Genomic DNA, 15583 nt, shown 5'->3' on the forward strand with positions numbered 1-15583 from the left:
CAAATTACAGCCAGTAATCGGTGCGTGTAGGAGCGGGTTCACCCGCGAAAGGGCCGCAGAAACCAACACAGATTTCAGCCAGTAATCGGTGCTTGCAGGTGCCGGGTCGGATAATGCTGCTCATACACCTTGCACACCCGCAGCACTTGCTCATCGGCAAAGCGCCCGGCCACCACCTGCAGGCCCACCGGCAACCCCTCGCGGGTGAACCCGCAGGGTACCGAGGCCGCCGGCTGTTGGGTCAGGTTGAACGGATAGCTGAACGGCGTCCACTCCATCCATTGCGCCATCCCCGACCCAGGCGGCACGTTGTGTCCGGCTTCGAACGCCACCAACGGCAGCATCGGCGATACCAGCACGTCATATCGCTGATGAAAGGCATTCATCTTCGCAATCAATTCTGCCCGTGCCTCTAGCGCCTGGGTGTATTCGCCAAGGCTGATCTGTGCGCCTTGTTCGGCAATCCAGCGCAGCCCCGGGTCAAGCAACGCTCTCTGCTCATCGCTCAAGGCACTGGCCAACCGCGCCGCGCCGGCAAACCACAGGGTATTGAAGGTTTCCAGCGGGTCGCTGAAGCCCGGGTCCACTTCCTCTACCTGCGCACCCAGCCGCGCCAGACGCTGCACCGCTTGCGCCACCAGTGCCTGGATCTGTGGGGCGACTTGCACGTAACCGAAGTTGGCGCTGTAGGCGATGCGTAGGCCGCTCAGATCTTGCTGCTGGCTGAGCCACGGCGCCTGCCGGGGTGCGCCGGCCAAACCGTCGCGGGCATCGGGGCGCGCTACGCAGTCGAGCATCAGCACCGAATCGTCCACGGTACGCGTCATCGGCCCCAGGTGCGATAGCACGGTCATGGCGCTGGCCGGCCATTGCGGCACATAGCCGAAGGTCGGTTTGATGCCGAAGGTGCCGGTGAAGGCGCAAGGGATGCGAATCGAACCACCGGCATCGCTGCCCTGATGCAGCACCCCCAGGTTCAGCGCGGCGGCTGCCGCAGCACCACCAGACGAACCACCGGCAGTCAGCCTGGTATCCCACGGGTTGCGGGTAATGCCGTACAGCGGGTTGTCGGTCACGCCTTTCCAGCCGAACTCTGGCGTGGTGGTCTTGCCCACCAGCACTGCACCGGCTTCACGCATGAAGGCACTGAAGGGCGCATCGGTTTCCCACGGCCCGGCACCCGAGGTAGTACGCGAGCCCTTGCGGGTAGGCATGCCGCGGGTCAGGGTCAGGTCCTTGATCGAGGCGGGTACGCCATCCAGTCGGCCACAGGGCTCGCCGCGCTGCCAGCGCTGTTCGCTGGCGCGGGCGGCGGCGCGGGCGCCTTCGCCGTCGACATGGCAGAAGGCGTTGACCGCCGGGTTATGCAGGTCGATGCGCGCCAGCACATCTTCGACCACCTCGACGGGTGACAACTGGCGGCGCTGGTACAGTTCGAGCAGTTCGACGGCGGTGAGTTCGCCAATCGCGGTTTTCTGGGTCATTTCAACGGGCTCCCGGGTTGGCGGCCTGGAACATGGCGCGCAACAGGACGTCGCAACCATCGGCCAGGTCCTGGGGCGCGGCATTTTCGATTTCGTTGTGGCTGATGCCGCCTTCGCATGGCACGAAGATCATCCCGGCCGGGCCCAGTTCGGCGAGGAAGATCGCATCGTGACCGGCGCCGCTGACGATATCCATGTGGCTCAGGCCCAGCGCACGCGCCCCCTGGCGCACGGCATCCACACACTGCTCGGCGAAGTACAGTGGCGGGAAGTCGGCTGTCGGGGTCAGCTGATAGCTCAGGCCATGTTTCGCCGTGCTGGTTTCGATGGCTGCGCGCACTTCGCTGACCATGGCGTCGAGGTGCCCAGGGTCGAGGTGGCGCAGGTCGATGGTCATGTGTACCTGGCCGGGGATAACGTTGCGCGAACCTGGATGCAGGGTCAGGCAGCCGACCGTGCCGCAGGCATGTGGTTGGTGCGCGTGAGCGACGCGGTTGACCGCAGCCACCACCTCAGCTGCGCCGACCAATGCGTCCTTGCGCAGGTGCATGGGTGTGGGGCCTGCATGCGCCTCGACGCCGGTAAGGGTCAGGTCGAACCATTTTTGCCCCAGGCAGCCCTGGACCACGCCGATGGTGGTGCGTTGGTCTTCCAGCACCGGGCCTTGTTCGATATGTGCTTCGAAGTAGGCGCCCACGGCATGCCCGGTAGGCACGCGTGGGCCGGCGTAGCCGATGCGCTGCAATTCAGCGCCGACCGACAGACCTTGGTCATCGACCTTGTCCAGGGTTTCCTGCAGGCCGAACTTACCGGCAAACACGCCCGAGCCCATCATGCAGGGCGGGAAGCGCGAACCTTCTTCGTTGGTCCATACCACCACTTCCAGCGGGGCTTCGGTGGTCAGGTGCAGGTCGTTGAGCGTGCGCATCACTTCGAGGCCGGCCATGACGCCGTAGCAGCCATCGAACTTGCCGCCGGTGGGTTGGGTGTCGATGTGGCTGCCGGTCATAACCGGTGCCAGGGCAGGGTTGCGGCCGGGGCGGCGGGCGAAGATGTTGCCGATGGCGTCGATGCTGACGGTGCAGCCGGCTTCTTCGCACCAGCGCACGAACAGGTCGCGCGCCTGGCGGTCGAGGTCGGTCAGGGCCAGGCGGCATACGCCGCCCTTGGCGGTGGCGCCGAGTTGCGCCAGGTCCATCAATGATTGCCACAGGCGCTCGCGGTTGATCAGAGGGCCTTGGCCGAGCAGGTGCTGCGAGGGATCGATGCGGGTGTTCATGGTTCATCTCTCCTGAAATTTCTGGGTTGCTTGTACCGGCCTATTCGCGGGTGAACCCGCTCCTACAAAGGCCTCGCAGGGCTGAGGGTGGTGACACCTTTGTAGGCGCGGGTTTGCCCGCGAAAGGGCCGGTACAGGTAAGCACGGTCGGGTCAGGCGCTAAGGGCCAGGTAACGGTTCTTGATGCTCGGGTCCTCGCGGAACTGCGCCGCACTGCCCTGGTAAGCGACGCGGCCCTGCTCCAGCACATAGTGGCGATCAGCAAGGGCATCGCAGACCATCAGGTTCTGCTCTACCAGCAGGATCGACAGCCCTTCGTCCTTGATCCGTCGCAGGATCTTCACCAGTTCATCGACAATCACCGGGGCCAGGCCCTCGGTGGGTTCGTCGAGGATCAGCAGCCTGGGGCCGTTGAGCAGGGCGCGGGCGATGGCCAACATTTGCTGCTCGCCACCGGACAGGGCGAAACCACCGTTGCGGCGCCGCTCCTTCAGGCGCGGGAACATGCTGTAGACGTCCTCCAGCTGCCAGCGGCTGGCCTTGCGCACGGCAATCTTCAGGTTCTCCTCCACGCTGAGCTGGCGGAAAATGCCGCGGTGTTCCGGCACCAGAGCAATGCCGAGCCGGGCGATATCGAAAATTTCGCGGCCGACCAACTGCTGGCCGTTGAAGCTGATCTGCCCCTGTCGTGGGCGGACGATGCCAAGGATGCTGCGCAAGGTGGTGGTCTTGCCTGCGCCGTTGCGCCCCAGCAGCGTTACCAGTTCGCCTGCCTCGACCTTGAGCGAGACACCTTCGAGCACATGGCTCTTGTCGTAGTAGGAATGGATCGAATCGACGTTGAGCATCAGGCGGCCTCTCCAAGGTAGGCGGTGCGTACGCGCTCGTCGTTGCGCACCTGTTCAGGGGTACCCTCGACCAGGATCTGGCCGTGACTCATCACCGTGATGCGCTGGCTGATCGACATGACAATGCTCATGTTGTGCTCGATCAGTAACACGGTATGGTCGCGGCCAAGGTCGCTGATCAGGTCGGTCATCACCGGGATGTCGTCGATGCCCATGCCTGAAGTGGGTTCGTCGAGCATCAGCAGGGTGGGCTTGGCGCAGATCGACATGCCCACTTCCAGCACTCTTTGCTGGCCGTGCGACAGCTCGCCCGCCAGGGTTTCGGCACGGGCGCTCAGTTTCAGGCGCTCCAGCACCTGGTCGGCGGTGTTCCAGTGGCTGCGCTTGTGCTCGACACTGCGCCAGAAGTTCAGCGCGCCCAGGCCATCACGGCCCTGGGCGGCCAGGCGCAGGTTCTCGCGCACTGAAAGGTTCTGGAACAGGCTGGTGAGCTGAAACGAGCGCGCCATGCCAAGCGCCACGCGCCCGTGGGACGGCTTGCGAATGATGTCCTGGCCATTGAACAGGATCTTGCCGGCCGTGGCCTGACGCTCGCCGGTCAGGCAGTGGAACAGGCTGGTCTTGCCGGCGCCGTTGGGGCCGATGATGGTGTGGATGGTGCCGGCGCGCACTTTAAGGTCAACACCGGCGACCGCCTTGAACGGCCCGTAGGCCAGCTCCAGGTGGCGGGTTTCCAGGAGGTAGTCGCTCATCACAGGGTCTCCTTGGTCTTGGCCTGGGGTTTGTCATCGGCATTGCGCGTGGCCAGCAGGCGCTTGCCCAGTTCGGTCAGGCCGCCCCACAGGCCGCCACGCATGAACACCACCACCAGAATCAGGATCACCCCCAGCAGCATCAGCCAGCGTGGCCAAAGCTCCGACAGCACGTCACCCAGCAGCACGATGGCGCCGGCCCCCAGCAGCGAGCCGAACAGTGAGCCGGTGCCGCCGACGATGGTCATGATCAGGATGTTCTCGCTCATCATCAGGTCGATGTTCGACAGCGGCGCAAAGTGCAGCAGCATGGCGTACAGCGCCCCGGCGATGCCGGTGATGGCGCCCGACAGCATGAACACAAGTATCTTGAAATGGCGGGTGTCGTAGCCGATGGCGGCGGCGCGGGTCTCGTTCTCGCGGATAGCCAGCAGGGTGCTGCCGAATGGCGAACGGATCACCCGCAGGGCTGCGGCGAAGATCAACAGGAACAGCACCGCGACGAACACATAGAAGTGCCGCGGATCGGCCAGGTCGACCACCACATGGCCGGCGATTTCGATATTCGGCCGTGGCACATCAAGCAGGCCATTGTCACCGCCGGTCCAGCCGCTGAGGGTATAGGCCAGGAAGTAGGCCATCTGGCTGAAGGCCAGGGTCAGCATGACGAAGTAGATGCCCGTGCGACGGATCGCCAGTGCGCCCACCAGCAGCGCGAGGAGGGCGCCGAACACAGCTGCGCCAAGCAGCGCGGCGAACATGCCCCACTGCAGGTGGATCATCAGCAGCGCTGCGCCATAGGCGCCCACGCCAAAGAAGATGCCCTGGCCGAACGACAGCAGTCCGGTGTAGCCGAGCAGCAGGTTGCAGGCCAGTGCGGCCATGGCAAAGATCAGGATCTCGGTGGCCAGGGTGGCCGAGGGCAGCAACAGCGGCAGCGCCACCAGGCTGGCAACTACCAGCGACAGCAGCGCCGGGGCGCGGCCCTTGGCGACTGGCAATGGGTTTTTCTCGCTCATCTCAGGCTCTCCCGAACAGGCCGTAGGGACGGACCAGAATCACTGCTGCCATGGCGCCGTAGATCATCAGGCTGGCGCCTTGCGGCCAGAGACTGGTCATCATGCTTTGCACCACACCCACCAGCAGGCCGCCAACCAGCGCCCCGCCGAACGACCCCATGCCGCCAATCACCACCACCACGAAGGCAATGCCGAGGATTTCCGGGCCGACGAAGGGCTGGGCGCCCCGTAGCGGCGCAAACAGCACACCCGCCACACCTGCCAGGCCCACGCCCAGGGCGAATGTCAGGGAGAACAGGCGGAAAATGTTGGTGCCCAACAGCGACACGGTTTCGGTGCTTTCGCTACCGGCCCGCACCAGTGCGCCGAAACGGGTGCGTTCCAGCAGCAGCCACAGGCCAATACCGATCAGCGCTGCGAAGCCGATCAGGAACAAGCGGTAGTAGGGGTAGATGAAGTCGCCGAGTATCAGCACCCCACGCAGTTCGGGTGGCACGGCAATGTTCTTGCCCACCGGGCCCCAGATCAGCACCGACGCTTCCTGGATGATCAGCGCGATGCCGAGGGTGACGAGGATCTGGAAGGTGTGCGGCAGGTGGTAGATGCGTTTGATCAACAGGCGCTCGACCGCCCAGGCCAGCGCGGCCACCACCAGTGGCGCGATCAGCAGCGCCAGCCAGAAGTTGCCGGTGACGGCCACGGCGGTGTAGCACAGGTAGGCGCCCAGCAAGAAAAACGCGCCGTGGGCGAAGTTGACGAAGTTGAGCAGGCCGAAAATGATCGTCAGGCCCACGGCGATGAGGAAGTAGATCATCCCCAGGCCCAGGCCGTTGAGCAGTTGGAACAGGTACAAATCGAGCATGAGCGTGCCCTCGACAGCGCGCCGGGCGGCTGCCTGTACAAGTGTTTGTGACTAACGCCGCAGCTTCAGGCCAGGGCGCAACCGGTGTGATCGACCTCGACGAACGAGCGGCCCGAACTGATGACTTCGGCCAGGTCGTCCTCGTCGCGCATCTGCCCTTGGGGCTTGCCGCGCAGCAGGTAGTAATCCTTGAGCACCTGGTGGTCACCCGGGCGGATCATTTCTTCGCCGGTCGGGCCCTGGAAGCGCATGCCCTGCAATGCCGCAGACACGGCGGCCCCGTCCAGGCTGCCGGCCTTGACGATGGCTTCGAGCATCACCTTGGTGCCGATGTAGTCGGCGGCCAGCGGATAGTTGGGGTTGATGCCATAGGCCTTGCGGGTGGCGGCGACCAACTGTTTGTTCAGCGGGGTGTCGACCTGGTGCCAGTACTGCGCACCCAGGTACACGCCCTCGAGCACGTCGCTGCCCAGCTCCTGGAACTGGTCGAGGCCGGCAGACCACACCATCAGCACTTTCATGCGGTCCTTGATGCCGAAGTTGACCGCCTGGCGCAGGGCGTTGGAGGCCTGGCTACCGAAGTTGAGCAGCACCAGCACGTCGGGCTTGGCGGCGATGGCGTTGGTCAGGTAGCCGGAGAACTCCTGCTCCTGCAACGAGTGGTAGCTGTTGCCGATGTGTTCCACGCCGAGCTCGGCGAACACTTTGCGGGCGTTGTCCAGCAGGGCATCGCCGAATACGTATTGCGGGGTGATGGTGTACCAGCGCTTGGCCTGGGGCAGCTGGCGGCTCATCGGCACCAGGGTTTCGCGGATGGCACCATAGGTGGGCACCGACCAGCGGAAGGTTGAGGCATTGCAGTCCTTGCCGGTGATTTCATCGGCGCCCACAGGCGTCATGAACACGCCGCCGGCTTTGTGGATTTCCTTGGACACCGCCAGTGCCGAAGACGACAGGGTGCACCCCTGGAAGAAGCGTGCGCCATCCTGGCCGATGGCTTCCTGCACCTTGCGCACCGCCTTGCCGGCGTTGCCTTCGGTGTCGATGACTTTGTACTTGAGCGGGTGGCCGAGCAACTGTGGGTGCTCGGCGATGGCCAGGCGCGAGCCCATGTCGGCGTACTTGCCGTAGCTGGCGAAGGCCCCCGACATGGACTTGAGCCCATAGAAGGTCAGCGGTTGGTCGGCAAATGCCCGGTGTGCCCCCAAGGGGAGGCTACCTAAGGCACCTAGGGCAAGGCCTGCCTTGAGCAGGGTACGTCTTTGCATGAGTAACTCCTTGTTTGTGGTTATTAGGCAGGAGTGGCAATGACAAAGCGGGTACGGCCGGGCCTGTGTGCAGGCCTCTTTACAGGCGCATCAGTGGTGGTGATCGAACTCCAGCAGGAAGTTGCGGGCAACCTCGCCTTCCAGCGCGGTCATGTGGTGCTCGGCGTCGCACATGTGTTCGTGCATCAGCCGGCGTACGGCGGGTTCGTCGCTGGCGCGCAAGGCGGTCAGCAGTTGCTTGTGGTAGTCGATGTTGGCGGCGGCGAACTGCTGGCGCTTGGGCAGGTAGGCCTTTTTCAGCACCACCAGGTCGCGCAGCAGGTCGTTGAGGAACACCGCCATGAAACGCAGCAACGGGTTGGGGCAGCGGTCGGCCAGCAGGGTGTGGAATTCAAGCTCCGCCAAGCGCTGCTCACGCTGGCCTTCTTCGCTGTCTTCCGGCGCGCTGCAGAAGTCGATGTTGGCCTGCAGCGCGGCATAATCGGCCTCGCTCAGCTTGCCCATCACCGACACCGCCAGTTCTACCTCGATGACTTTGCGCAGCTGGTACACCTGTTCGCCGTCCAGGTGCTGGAAATGCAGGTAGTTGCGCAGCGCGCGGCTGGCTGGCTCGGTGCCCACTTCGTTCAGGTAGGCGCCCCCGGTCGGGCCGGTGCGGGTGCTGACCAGGCCTTCGACTTCGAGCGCCTTGAGGGCTTCGCGGGCGGTGCCCTTGGAGCATTCGAAATGCTCCATCAGCTCACGCTCGGTAGGCAGGCGGTCGCCGGGGTGCAGCGCTTCGGTGACGATCGAGCGCTTGACTGATTCGACGATCACATCGGACAGCTTCTGGCGCTTGCGTTTGGGTTTGAGCATTTCGCTATTTTTCATATTTATGCGGATAAATAGGATTTAGCGAATTTTGGCCGGACGGGTCAATGCTGGCGGGGGGGAGGGGTCGTAAATGGTGTGAAAGGGTCGGGGAGGGATATGTGGAACACGAAATTGCAGATAAAAACTGTGGGAGCGGGCGTGCCCGCGAACACCGGCGAAGCCGGTGCCATACACCGTGGTGCCTGCTTCGCGGGCAAGCCCGCTCCCACAGATTTCGAATTGGTTTCAGGATTGAACAGACATCGTGTTCAGCCTTGGTGGCCAGGGCCCTGCTGCAGGTGGGCCTGGCTGCAATACCACTCATTGCCCTGCTGCAGCGCCCGGTCGTTGGGCAGGTGCACGCCGCAATGGGCACAGCGCACCATCTTCAGCGGCGCATCCAGCTTCGCCTCGGGGTGCGACTGCTGGCTGACTTTGTATTTGCGCCACAGCCAGAACGCGGCGGCGATCAGGGCGATCCAGAAAAGTAGGCGAACCATGATGTCCAGCTTGTCGGTTGAAGAAGCCGACAGTCTAGGACGCGGCCATAAAAAAAGGGAGGCCTGGCCTCCCTTTCATTTACCGCTGTGGGTCAGTCGAACAGACCAAAGGTCATGTAGCTGAACCAGGAACGGTCTTTCTCGGCTTCTTTCGGGCCTTCCGGCACGATCGGGTCGCCGTTCTCGTCTTTAGGCAGCAGCTCTCGCGGCATCTCGTCGCGCGCGTCCTGGAACTGCTTGACCACGTCCTGGTTGGCGCGGGTTTCGCCTGGCGGCAGCGGGGTATCGGTTTCGATCAGGCCCAAGGTGGCCTTGGACAGCCAGCCGCGGCCGTCAGACTCGGTCTGCTTGGGCTGGAACTCGCCATCGACCAGGCTCGGGTGGTCCGGGTAGTTGAGCTTGAGGGTTTCCAGGCTCGTGGCGGCCAGTTCGTCCAGGTGCAGCTTCTGGTACGACTCGACCATCACCGCCAGGCCGTCACCGACAGACGGGGTTTCCTGGAAGTTTTCGACCACGTAGCGGCCACGGTTGGCAGCCGCTACATAAGCCTGGCGGCTCAGGTAGTAGTCGGCCACGTGGATTTCGTACGAAGCCAGCAGGTTGCGCAGGTAGATCATGCGCTGCTTGGCGTCTGGCGCGTAGCGGCTGTTGGGGAAGCGGCTGGTCAGCTGGGCGAACTCGTTGTACGAGTCGCGGGCGGCGCCCGGGTCACGCTTGGTCATGTCCAGCGGCAGGAAGCGCGCCAGCAGGCCACGGTCCTGGTCGAACGAGGTCAGGCCCTTGAGGTAGTAGGCGTAATCGACGTTCGGGTGCTGCGGGTGCAGGCGGATAAAGCGCTCGGCGGCCGACTTGGCGGCCTCGGGCTCAGAATTCTTGTAGTTGGCGTAGATCAGCTCGAGCTGCGCCTGATCGGCATAGCGGCCGAACGGGTAGCGCGACTCCAGGGCCTTGAGCTTGTTCACGGCGCTGGTGTAGCTGGAGTTGTCCAGATCAGCCTGGGCCTGCTGGTACAGTTCGGCCTCGCTGAGGTTCTCGTCAATGACCTCTTTATTAGAGGAACAGGCCGCGGTAAGCCCGAGGATGGCGATCAGCAGCAGGTGTTTCACTCGCATGGCGGCTTGCGTCCCTTTGACGGCCGCTGTCTTGGGCGGTGCCGTCCTGTTATGATGAGCGCCCCGGCCAACCCCGGGACAAAAGAAGCCGTATTTAACCACAAGCTCGCAGCCGAAACCAAAGGCTGTGCGCCCGCCGAATCGAGCATGTCCGAGATCATTCAACTTAGCGCAGAGGTACCGTCCGAACTGGGCGGCCAACGCCTCGACCAGGTCGCCGCCCAATTGTTCGCCGAGTACTCGCGTTCGCGGCTAACTTCGTGGATCAAAGAGGGCCGCCTGACGGTCGATGGTGCAGTCGTGCGCCCTCGAGACCTTGTTCATGGTGGCTCTCTGCTTGCCCTGGAGGCCGAACAAGAGGCCCAGGGCGAGTGGATCGCAGAAGATATCGAACTGGATATCGTCTACGAAGACGACCACATCCTGGTGATCAACAAGCCTGCCGGGCTGGTTGTGCACCCGGCGGCCGGGCATGCCAGCGGCACCCTGCTCAACGCGCTGCTGCACCATGTGCCAGACATCGTCAACGTGCCGCGCGCCGGTATCGTGCACCGCCTGGACAAGGACACCACCGGCCTGATGGTGGTGGCCAAGACCCTGCAGGCGCAGACCAAGCTGGTCGAGCAGATGCAGGCCCGCAAGGTCAGCCGCATCTACGAGTGCATCGTGATTGGCGTGGTGACTGCCGGTGGCAAGATCGACGCGCCCATCGGCCGTCACGGCGGCATGCGCCAGCGCATGGCTGTAACCGACGGCGGCAAGCCGGCGGTCAGCCACTACCGCGTACTCAAGCGCTTCCGCTCGCACACCCATGTGCGGGTCAAGCTGGAAACCGGCCGTACCCACCAGATTCGCGTGCACATGGCCCATGTGGGTTTCCCGCTGGTTGGCGACCAGACGTACGGCGGGCGCTTCCGTATTCCGCCCGCTGCCAGCCCGACCATGGTCGAGGCGGTCAAGACCTTCCCGCGCCAGGCGCTGCATGCGCGTTTCCTCGCCTTGGCCCACCCGATTACCGGTGAAGTCATGAAGTGGGAATCGCCACTGCCGGATGACTTCGTCTGGTTGCTGTCGCTGCTGAACCAGGACCGCGAGAGCTTCATCGGATGAGTGACCTGACGCAGGCGTTGCTGTTCCCCGACTGGCCGGCCCCGGCTTCGGTGCGCGCCTGTGTCACCACCCGTCAGGGCGGCGTCAGCTTGCCGCCCTATGAAACCTTCAACCTCGGCGACCATGTTGGGGATGACCCTGCCGCGGTCGCCGAGAACCGCCGCCGCCTGAGCGAACAGTTCGCCATCCAACCGGCCTGGCTCAAGCAGGTGCATGGGCGGGTGGTGGCGGATGCCGACCCGGCGGTGGTGGCCGAGGCCGATGCCAGCTGGACCCGCCAGCCTGGCATTGCCTGCACCGTGATGACCGCCGATTGCCTGCCTGCGCTGTTCTGCGACCGCGCGGGCACCCGCGTGGCGGCGGCACATGCTGGCTGGCGCGGGCTGGCGGGTGGCGTGCTGGAAGCCACGCTGGACCGGCTGGCGCTGCCGCCAGAAGAGGTGCTGGTGTGGTTGGGGCCTGCCATCGGCCCACAAGCGTTCGAAGTGGGGCTGGAAGTGCGTGATGCCTTTACCGCCGTGCACCCGCAAGCAGCTCGGGCATTCGTCGACGGCGAACGGCCAGGCAAGCTGTTGGCGGATATCTATGAGCTGGCGCGTATTCGCCTGGCTGCCCGTGGCGTGACTGCTGTTTATGGCGGTGGCTTGTGCACGGTCAGTGATGCGCGGTTCTTCTCCTATCGCCGTACCCCGCAGGGTGGGCGCTTCGCATCGCTGGTCTGGCTGGACCCGCGCTAGCCTGTACCGGCCTCTTCGCAGGCACGCCCGCTCCCACAGAGATTCCGCAAACGTTGAAACTGGTGGTGTACCTGTGGGGGCGAGCATGCCCGCGAATGGCCCCCGTTAATCCAACAGCTTGACTTTGGTCAACCCCGCTACGCTTGAATCTTCCAGAATCAGCCTTATCTATAAAGTCATCTCAGGCAGGTTTCTTTATAAACAGGCGCTGTCCATCGCTCCGACCTGCCCTTTAAAGGAAGGTACACCATGCGAATAGACCGTTTAACCAGCAAGCTGCAACTTGCAATATCCGATGCCCAGTCTTTGGCCGTTGGCATGGACCACCCTGCCATCGAGCCCGTGCACCTGTTACAGGCGCTGCTCGAACAGCAGGGCGGCTCCATCAAACCGCTGCTGATGCAGGTAGGCTTCGACATCAATGGCCTGCGCCAAGGGCTGGTGAAAGAGCTCGACCAACTGCCAAAAATACAGAACCCTACCGGCGACGTGAACATGTCGCAGGACTTGGCACGCCTGCTTAACCAGGCAGACCGCCTGGCACAGCAGAAGGGCGACCAGTTCATTTCCAGCGAGCTGGTGCTGTTGGCCGCCATGGACGAAAACAGCAAGCTCGGCAAGCTGCTGCTGAGCCAGGGCGTGAGCAAGAAAGCGCTGGAAAATGCCATCAACAACCTGCGTGGCGGCGCGGCAGTGAATGACGCCAACGCCGAGGAATCGCGCCAGGCGCTGGACAAATACACCGTCGACCTGACCAAGCGTGCCGAAGAGGGCAAGCTGGACCCGGTCATTGGCCGTGACGATGAAATCCGCCGTACCGTGCAGGTGCTGCAACGCCGTACCAAGAACAACCCAGTGCTTATTGGTGAGCCTGGCGTGGGTAAAACCGCCATCGCCGAAGGCCTGGCCCAGCGCATCATCAATGGTGAAGTGCCTGACGGCCTCAAAGGCAAGCGCCTGCTGGCGCTGGACATGGGCGCGTTGATTGCCGGTGCCAAGTACCGCGGTGAGTTCGAAGAGCGCTTGAAAAGCCTGCTGAACGAGCTGTCCAAGCAGGAAGGCCAGATCATCCTGTTCATCGACGAACTGCACACCATGGTCGGCGCCGGCAAAGGCGAGGGCGCCATGGACGCCGGCAACATGCTCAAGCCGGCCCTGGCCCGCGGCGAGCTGCATTGCGTAGGTGCCACCACGCTGAACGAGTACCGCCAGTTCATCGAAAAGGACGCCGCCCTGGAGCGCCGTTTCCAGAAGGTGCTGGTCGAGGAGCCGAGCGAGGAAGACACCATCGCCATCCTGCGTGGCCTGAAAGAGCGCTATGAAGTGCACCACAAGGTGGCCATCACCGACGGTGCAATCATCGCTGCGGCCAAGCTCAGCCACCGCTACATCACCGACCGCCAGCTGCCGGACAAGGCCATTGACCTGATCGACGAAGCGGCCAGCCGCATCCGCATGGAGATTGACTCCAAGCCGGAAGTGCTCGACCGCCTTGATCGCCGCCTGATCCAGCTGAAGGTGGAGTCGCAGGCGCTGAAGAAAGAAGAAGACGAAGCGGCGAAAAAACGCCTGGAGAAGCTGACCGAAGAAATCGAGCGGCTGGAGCGTGAGTATTCCGACCTGGAAGAAATCTGGGCTTCGGAGAAAGCTGAAGTGCAGGGCTCGGCGCAGATCCAGCAAAAGATTGAGCAGTCTCGCCAGGAGCTGGAAGCCGCCCGTCGCAAAGGCGACCTGAACCGCATGGCCGAACTGCAGTACGGGGTGATCCCGGACCTGGAGCGCAGCCTGCAGATGGTCGACCAGCACGGCAAGACCGACAACCAGTTGCTGCGCAACAAGGTCACCGAGGAAGAAATTGCCGAAGTGGTGTCGAAGTGGACCGGCATTCCTGTGGCCAAGATGCTCGAAGGCGAGCGTGAGAAGCTGCTGAAAATGGAAGAGCTGCTGCACCAGCGCGTGATTGGCCAGGGCGAGGCGGTAACCGCCGTAGCCAACGCCGTGCGCCGCTCGCGTGCCGGGCTGTCCGACCCGAACCGGCCAAGTGGTTCGTTCCTGTTCCTCGGCCCGACCGGTGTGGGCAAGACCGAACTGTGCAAGGCGCTGGCCGAGTTCCTGTTCGATACCGAAGAGGCGATGGTGCGCATCGACATGTCCGAATTCATGGAGAAGCATTCCGTAGCGCGCCTGATCGGTGCACCACCAGGCTATGTAGGGTATGAAGAGGGCGGTTACCTGACCGAGGCCGTGCGGCGCAAGCCTTACTCGGTGGTGCTGCTGGACGAGGTGGAAAAAGCCCACCCGGATGTGTTCAACGTGCTGTTGCAGGTGCTGGAAGACGGCCGCCTGACCGACAGCCACGGGCGCACTGTGGACTTCCGCAACACCGTGATCGTGATGACCTCCAACCTGGGCTCGGCGCAGATTCAGGAACTGGTGGGTGACCGCGAGGCACAGCGTGCGGCGGTGATGGATGCGGTGGGGGCGCACTTCCGCCCCGAGTTCATCAACCGCATCGACGAAGTGGTGGTGTTCGAGCCTTTGGGCCGCGAGCAGATTGCCGGTATTACCGAAATCCAGCTGGGCCGCCTGCGCAGTCGCCTGCTGGAGCGCGAACTGTCGCTGAGCCTGAGCCCAGAGGCGTTGGACAAGCTGATTGCCGTGGGTTACGACCCGGTGTACGGCGCGCGGCCGCTGAAGCGTGCGATCCAGCGCTGGATCGAGAACCCGCTGGCGCAGCTGATTCTGGCCGGCAAGTTCCTGCCCGGTACGGCGATCACCGCCAAGGTGGAAGGCGACGAAATCGTCTTTGGCTGATTGTGTTGCACCATGAGCCCCGCGTTTGCGGGGCTTTTTTTGCCTGTTGCCAATGCCGGCACAGCCCAGCTATTTCGGGCCTTTGCGCCAACCCGGGGTAACCGCCTGAAATTTTTGAAATTTTTGCTTGCATCAAATTTAGAGTGCCCCTAATATACGCCGCGTTGTCAGGCACTAAGCGAATCACCAGCAACATAGGTAATCGCAAAACAACTTACAAATCAGTAAGTTGAATGAAAAAAAGTGGTTGACAAGCAAAACGAAGAATGTAGAATAGCCGGCCTCAGCAGCGACAACGCGAAAGCGAAGAAGCTAAAGAGTCCGAAGCGAACACAGTCTTCGGAGTTGTACCGAAGTTCAGTTCCGCGATAGCTCAGTCGGTAGAGCAAATGACTGTTAATCATTGGGTCCCTGGTTCGAGTCCAGGTCGCGGAGCCAATCTCGGGGTGTAGCGCAGTCCGGTAGCGCGCCTGCTTTGGGAGCAGGATGTCAGGAGTTCGAATCCCCTCACCCCGACCATTTTCCGGGTCGTTAGCTCAGTTGGTAGAGCAGTTGGCTTTTAACCAATTGGTCGTAGGTTCGAATCCTACACGACCCACCATGTAGAAAAGGGCATCTCCAAAGAGATGCCCTTTTTTTTGAAACACTCGGGGTGTAGCGCAGTCCGGTAGCGCGCCTGCTTTGGGAGCAGGATGTCAGGAGTTCGAATCCCCTCACCCCGACCATTTTTGGGTCGTTAGCTCAGTTGGTAGAGCAGTTGGCTTTTAACCAATTGGTCGTAGGTTCGAATCCTACACGACCCACCATGAACAAAGGGCATCTCGCATGAGATGCCCTTTTTCTTTTGCCTCGAAAAATGCGCCCATCGGTGCAAATCCCACCTGTTTGCCACACCGCCCCTTTGTAGGAGCGGGTTCACCCGCGAATGCGATGGTGGCTGCACTGC

General features: G+C 62.8%; 13 protein-coding genes and 5 tRNA genes. 8 read left to right on the plus strand and 10 right to left on the minus strand.

Translation table 11 applies throughout. The features are described from left to right. Positions 1-74: 74 nt before the first annotated feature. The 10 genes from N5D53_RS16735 to N5D53_RS16780 all read right to left on the minus strand — a co-directional run bounded on the left by N5D53_RS16735 (position 75) and on the right by N5D53_RS16780 (position 9976). Entirely contained in the window at positions 75-1484 is a 1410-nt protein-coding gene (locus tag N5D53_RS16735; RefSeq protein ID WP_190869721.1) for an amidase, read from the minus strand. A 1-nt stretch (position 1485) separates the two neighbouring features. Next, a complete protein-coding gene (locus N5D53_RS16740) occupies positions 1486-2763 on the minus strand; it encodes a Zn-dependent hydrolase (protein ID WP_223843566.1) in 1278 nt (425 codons plus the stop codon). 152 nt (positions 2764-2915) lie between these two features. Further along, positions 2916-3611, minus strand: a complete 696-nt coding sequence (locus N5D53_RS16745; RefSeq protein WP_020192256.1) for an ABC transporter ATP-binding protein — start codon at positions 3609-3611, stop codon at positions 2916-2918. Then, entirely contained in the window at positions 3611-4363 is a 753-nt protein-coding gene (locus N5D53_RS16750) for an ABC transporter ATP-binding protein (protein WP_010951882.1), read from the minus strand. The genes N5D53_RS16745 and N5D53_RS16750 overlap by 1 nt, the downstream gene beginning before the upstream one ends. After that, on the minus strand, positions 4363-5382 hold the full coding sequence (locus tag N5D53_RS16755; RefSeq protein WP_190869720.1) for a branched-chain amino acid ABC transporter permease: 1020 nt from the start codon (positions 5380-5382) through the stop codon (positions 4363-4365). Before N5D53_RS16755 ends, N5D53_RS16750 begins: the two co-directional genes overlap by 1 nt. Before the next feature lies 1 nt (position 5383). After that, positions 5384-6244: a branched-chain amino acid ABC transporter permease gene (locus N5D53_RS16760; protein WP_003247565.1), complete on the minus strand. Its 861-nt coding sequence runs from the start codon at positions 6242-6244 to the stop codon at positions 5384-5386. Positions 6245-6309: 65 nt separating this feature from the next. Then, positions 6310-7512: an ABC transporter substrate-binding protein gene (locus tag N5D53_RS16765; protein ID WP_119714179.1), complete on the minus strand. Its 1203-nt coding sequence runs from the start codon at positions 7510-7512 to the stop codon at positions 6310-6312. Between the two features lie 90 nt (positions 7513-7602). After that, entirely contained in the window at positions 7603-8367 is a 765-nt protein-coding gene (locus N5D53_RS16770) for an FCD domain-containing protein (RefSeq protein ID WP_003247561.1), read from the minus strand. Positions 8368-8633: 266 nt separating this feature from the next. Further along, a complete protein-coding gene (locus N5D53_RS16775) occupies positions 8634-8864 on the minus strand; it encodes a PP0621 family protein (RefSeq protein WP_014589594.1) in 231 nt (76 codons plus the stop codon). A gap of 92 nt (positions 8865-8956) precedes the next feature. Next, the gene (locus N5D53_RS16780; RefSeq protein ID WP_004577276.1) at positions 8957-9976 is read right to left on the minus strand and encodes an outer membrane protein assembly factor BamD; all 1020 of its coding nucleotides are present in this window, start codon (positions 9974-9976) and stop codon (positions 8957-8959) included. A gap of 147 nt (positions 9977-10123) precedes the next feature. Here N5D53_RS16780 and rluD point away from each other — a divergent pair, with 147 nt between their 5' ends. From rluD to N5D53_RS16820, 8 genes are all read left to right on the plus strand, one after another. After that, entirely contained in the window at positions 10124-11086 is a 963-nt protein-coding gene (rluD, locus tag N5D53_RS16785; RefSeq protein WP_003247554.1) for a 23S rRNA pseudouridine(1911/1915/1917) synthase RluD, read from the plus strand. Further along, on the plus strand, positions 11083-11823 hold the full coding sequence (gene pgeF / locus N5D53_RS16790; protein WP_135199178.1) for a peptidoglycan editing factor PgeF: 741 nt from the start codon (positions 11083-11085) through the stop codon (positions 11821-11823). The genes rluD and pgeF overlap by 4 nt, the downstream gene beginning before the upstream one ends. A gap of 249 nt (positions 11824-12072) precedes the next feature. After that, positions 12073-14637 (plus strand): ATP-dependent chaperone ClpB, encoded by a 2565-nt coding sequence (gene clpB / locus N5D53_RS16795; protein ID WP_190869719.1) that lies wholly within the window; start codon positions 12073-12075, stop codon positions 14635-14637. A 362-nt stretch (positions 14638-14999) separates the two neighbouring features. Further along, positions 15000-15075, plus strand: a tRNA-Asn gene (locus N5D53_RS16800). A 4-nt stretch (positions 15076-15079) separates the two neighbouring features. Then, positions 15080-15156, plus strand: a tRNA-Pro gene (locus tag N5D53_RS16805). A gap of 6 nt (positions 15157-15162) precedes the next feature. Further along, positions 15163-15238: transfer RNA gene (locus N5D53_RS16810), tRNA-Lys, on the plus strand. 47 nt (positions 15239-15285) lie between these two features. After that, positions 15286-15362 (plus strand) — tRNA-Pro (locus N5D53_RS16815). Positions 15363-15367: 5 nt separating this feature from the next. Then, positions 15368-15443, plus strand: a tRNA-Lys gene (locus N5D53_RS16820). Positions 15444-15583: the final 140 nt, after the last annotated feature.

Origin of the sequence: Pseudomonas sp. GD03862 (assembly GCF_029840855.1) — a bacterium.
Taxonomy (GTDB): domain Bacteria; phylum Pseudomonadota; class Gammaproteobacteria; order Pseudomonadales; family Pseudomonadaceae; genus Aquipseudomonas; species Aquipseudomonas alloputida.

What these genes read in the sequence shown, in the direction of transcription:
- N5D53_RS16735 (WP_190869721.1), bottom strand. Translation starts at nt 1,484, where the DNA reads ATGACCCAGAAAACCGCGATTGGCGAACTCACCGCCGTCGAACTGCTC.
- N5D53_RS16740 (WP_223843566.1), bottom strand. Translation starts at nt 2,763, where the DNA reads ATGAACACCCGCATCGATCCCTCGCAGCACCTGCTCGGCCAAGGCCCT.
- N5D53_RS16745 (WP_020192256.1), bottom strand. Translation starts at nt 3,611, where the DNA reads ATGCTCAACGTCGATTCGATCCATTCCTACTACGACAAGAGCCATGTG.
- N5D53_RS16750 (WP_010951882.1), bottom strand. Translation starts at nt 4,363, where the DNA reads ATGAGCGACTACCTCCTGGAAACCCGCCACCTGGAGCTGGCCTACGGG.
- N5D53_RS16755 (WP_190869720.1), bottom strand. Translation starts at nt 5,382, where the DNA reads ATGAGCGAGAAAAACCCATTGCCAGTCGCCAAGGGCCGCGCCCCGGCG.
- N5D53_RS16760 (WP_003247565.1), bottom strand. Translation starts at nt 6,244, where the DNA reads ATGCTCGATTTGTACCTGTTCCAACTGCTCAACGGCCTGGGCCTGGGG.
- N5D53_RS16765 (WP_119714179.1), bottom strand. Translation starts at nt 7,512, where the DNA reads ATGCAAAGACGTACCCTGCTCAAGGCAGGCCTTGCCCTAGGTGCCTTA.
- N5D53_RS16770 (WP_003247561.1), bottom strand. Translation starts at nt 8,367, where the DNA reads ATGCTCAAACCCAAACGCAAGCGCCAGAAGCTGTCCGATGTGATCGTC.
- N5D53_RS16775 (WP_014589594.1), bottom strand. Translation starts at nt 8,864, where the DNA reads ATGGTTCGCCTACTTTTCTGGATCGCCCTGATCGCCGCCGCGTTCTGG.
- N5D53_RS16780 (WP_004577276.1), bottom strand. Translation starts at nt 9,976, where the DNA reads ATGCGAGTGAAACACCTGCTGCTGATCGCCATCCTCGGGCTTACCGCG.
- rluD (WP_003247554.1), top strand. Translation starts at nt 10,124, where the DNA reads ATGTCCGAGATCATTCAACTTAGCGCAGAGGTACCGTCCGAACTGGGC.
- pgeF (WP_135199178.1), top strand. Translation starts at nt 11,083, where the DNA reads ATGAGTGACCTGACGCAGGCGTTGCTGTTCCCCGACTGGCCGGCCCCG.
- clpB (WP_190869719.1), top strand. Translation starts at nt 12,073, where the DNA reads ATGCGAATAGACCGTTTAACCAGCAAGCTGCAACTTGCAATATCCGAT.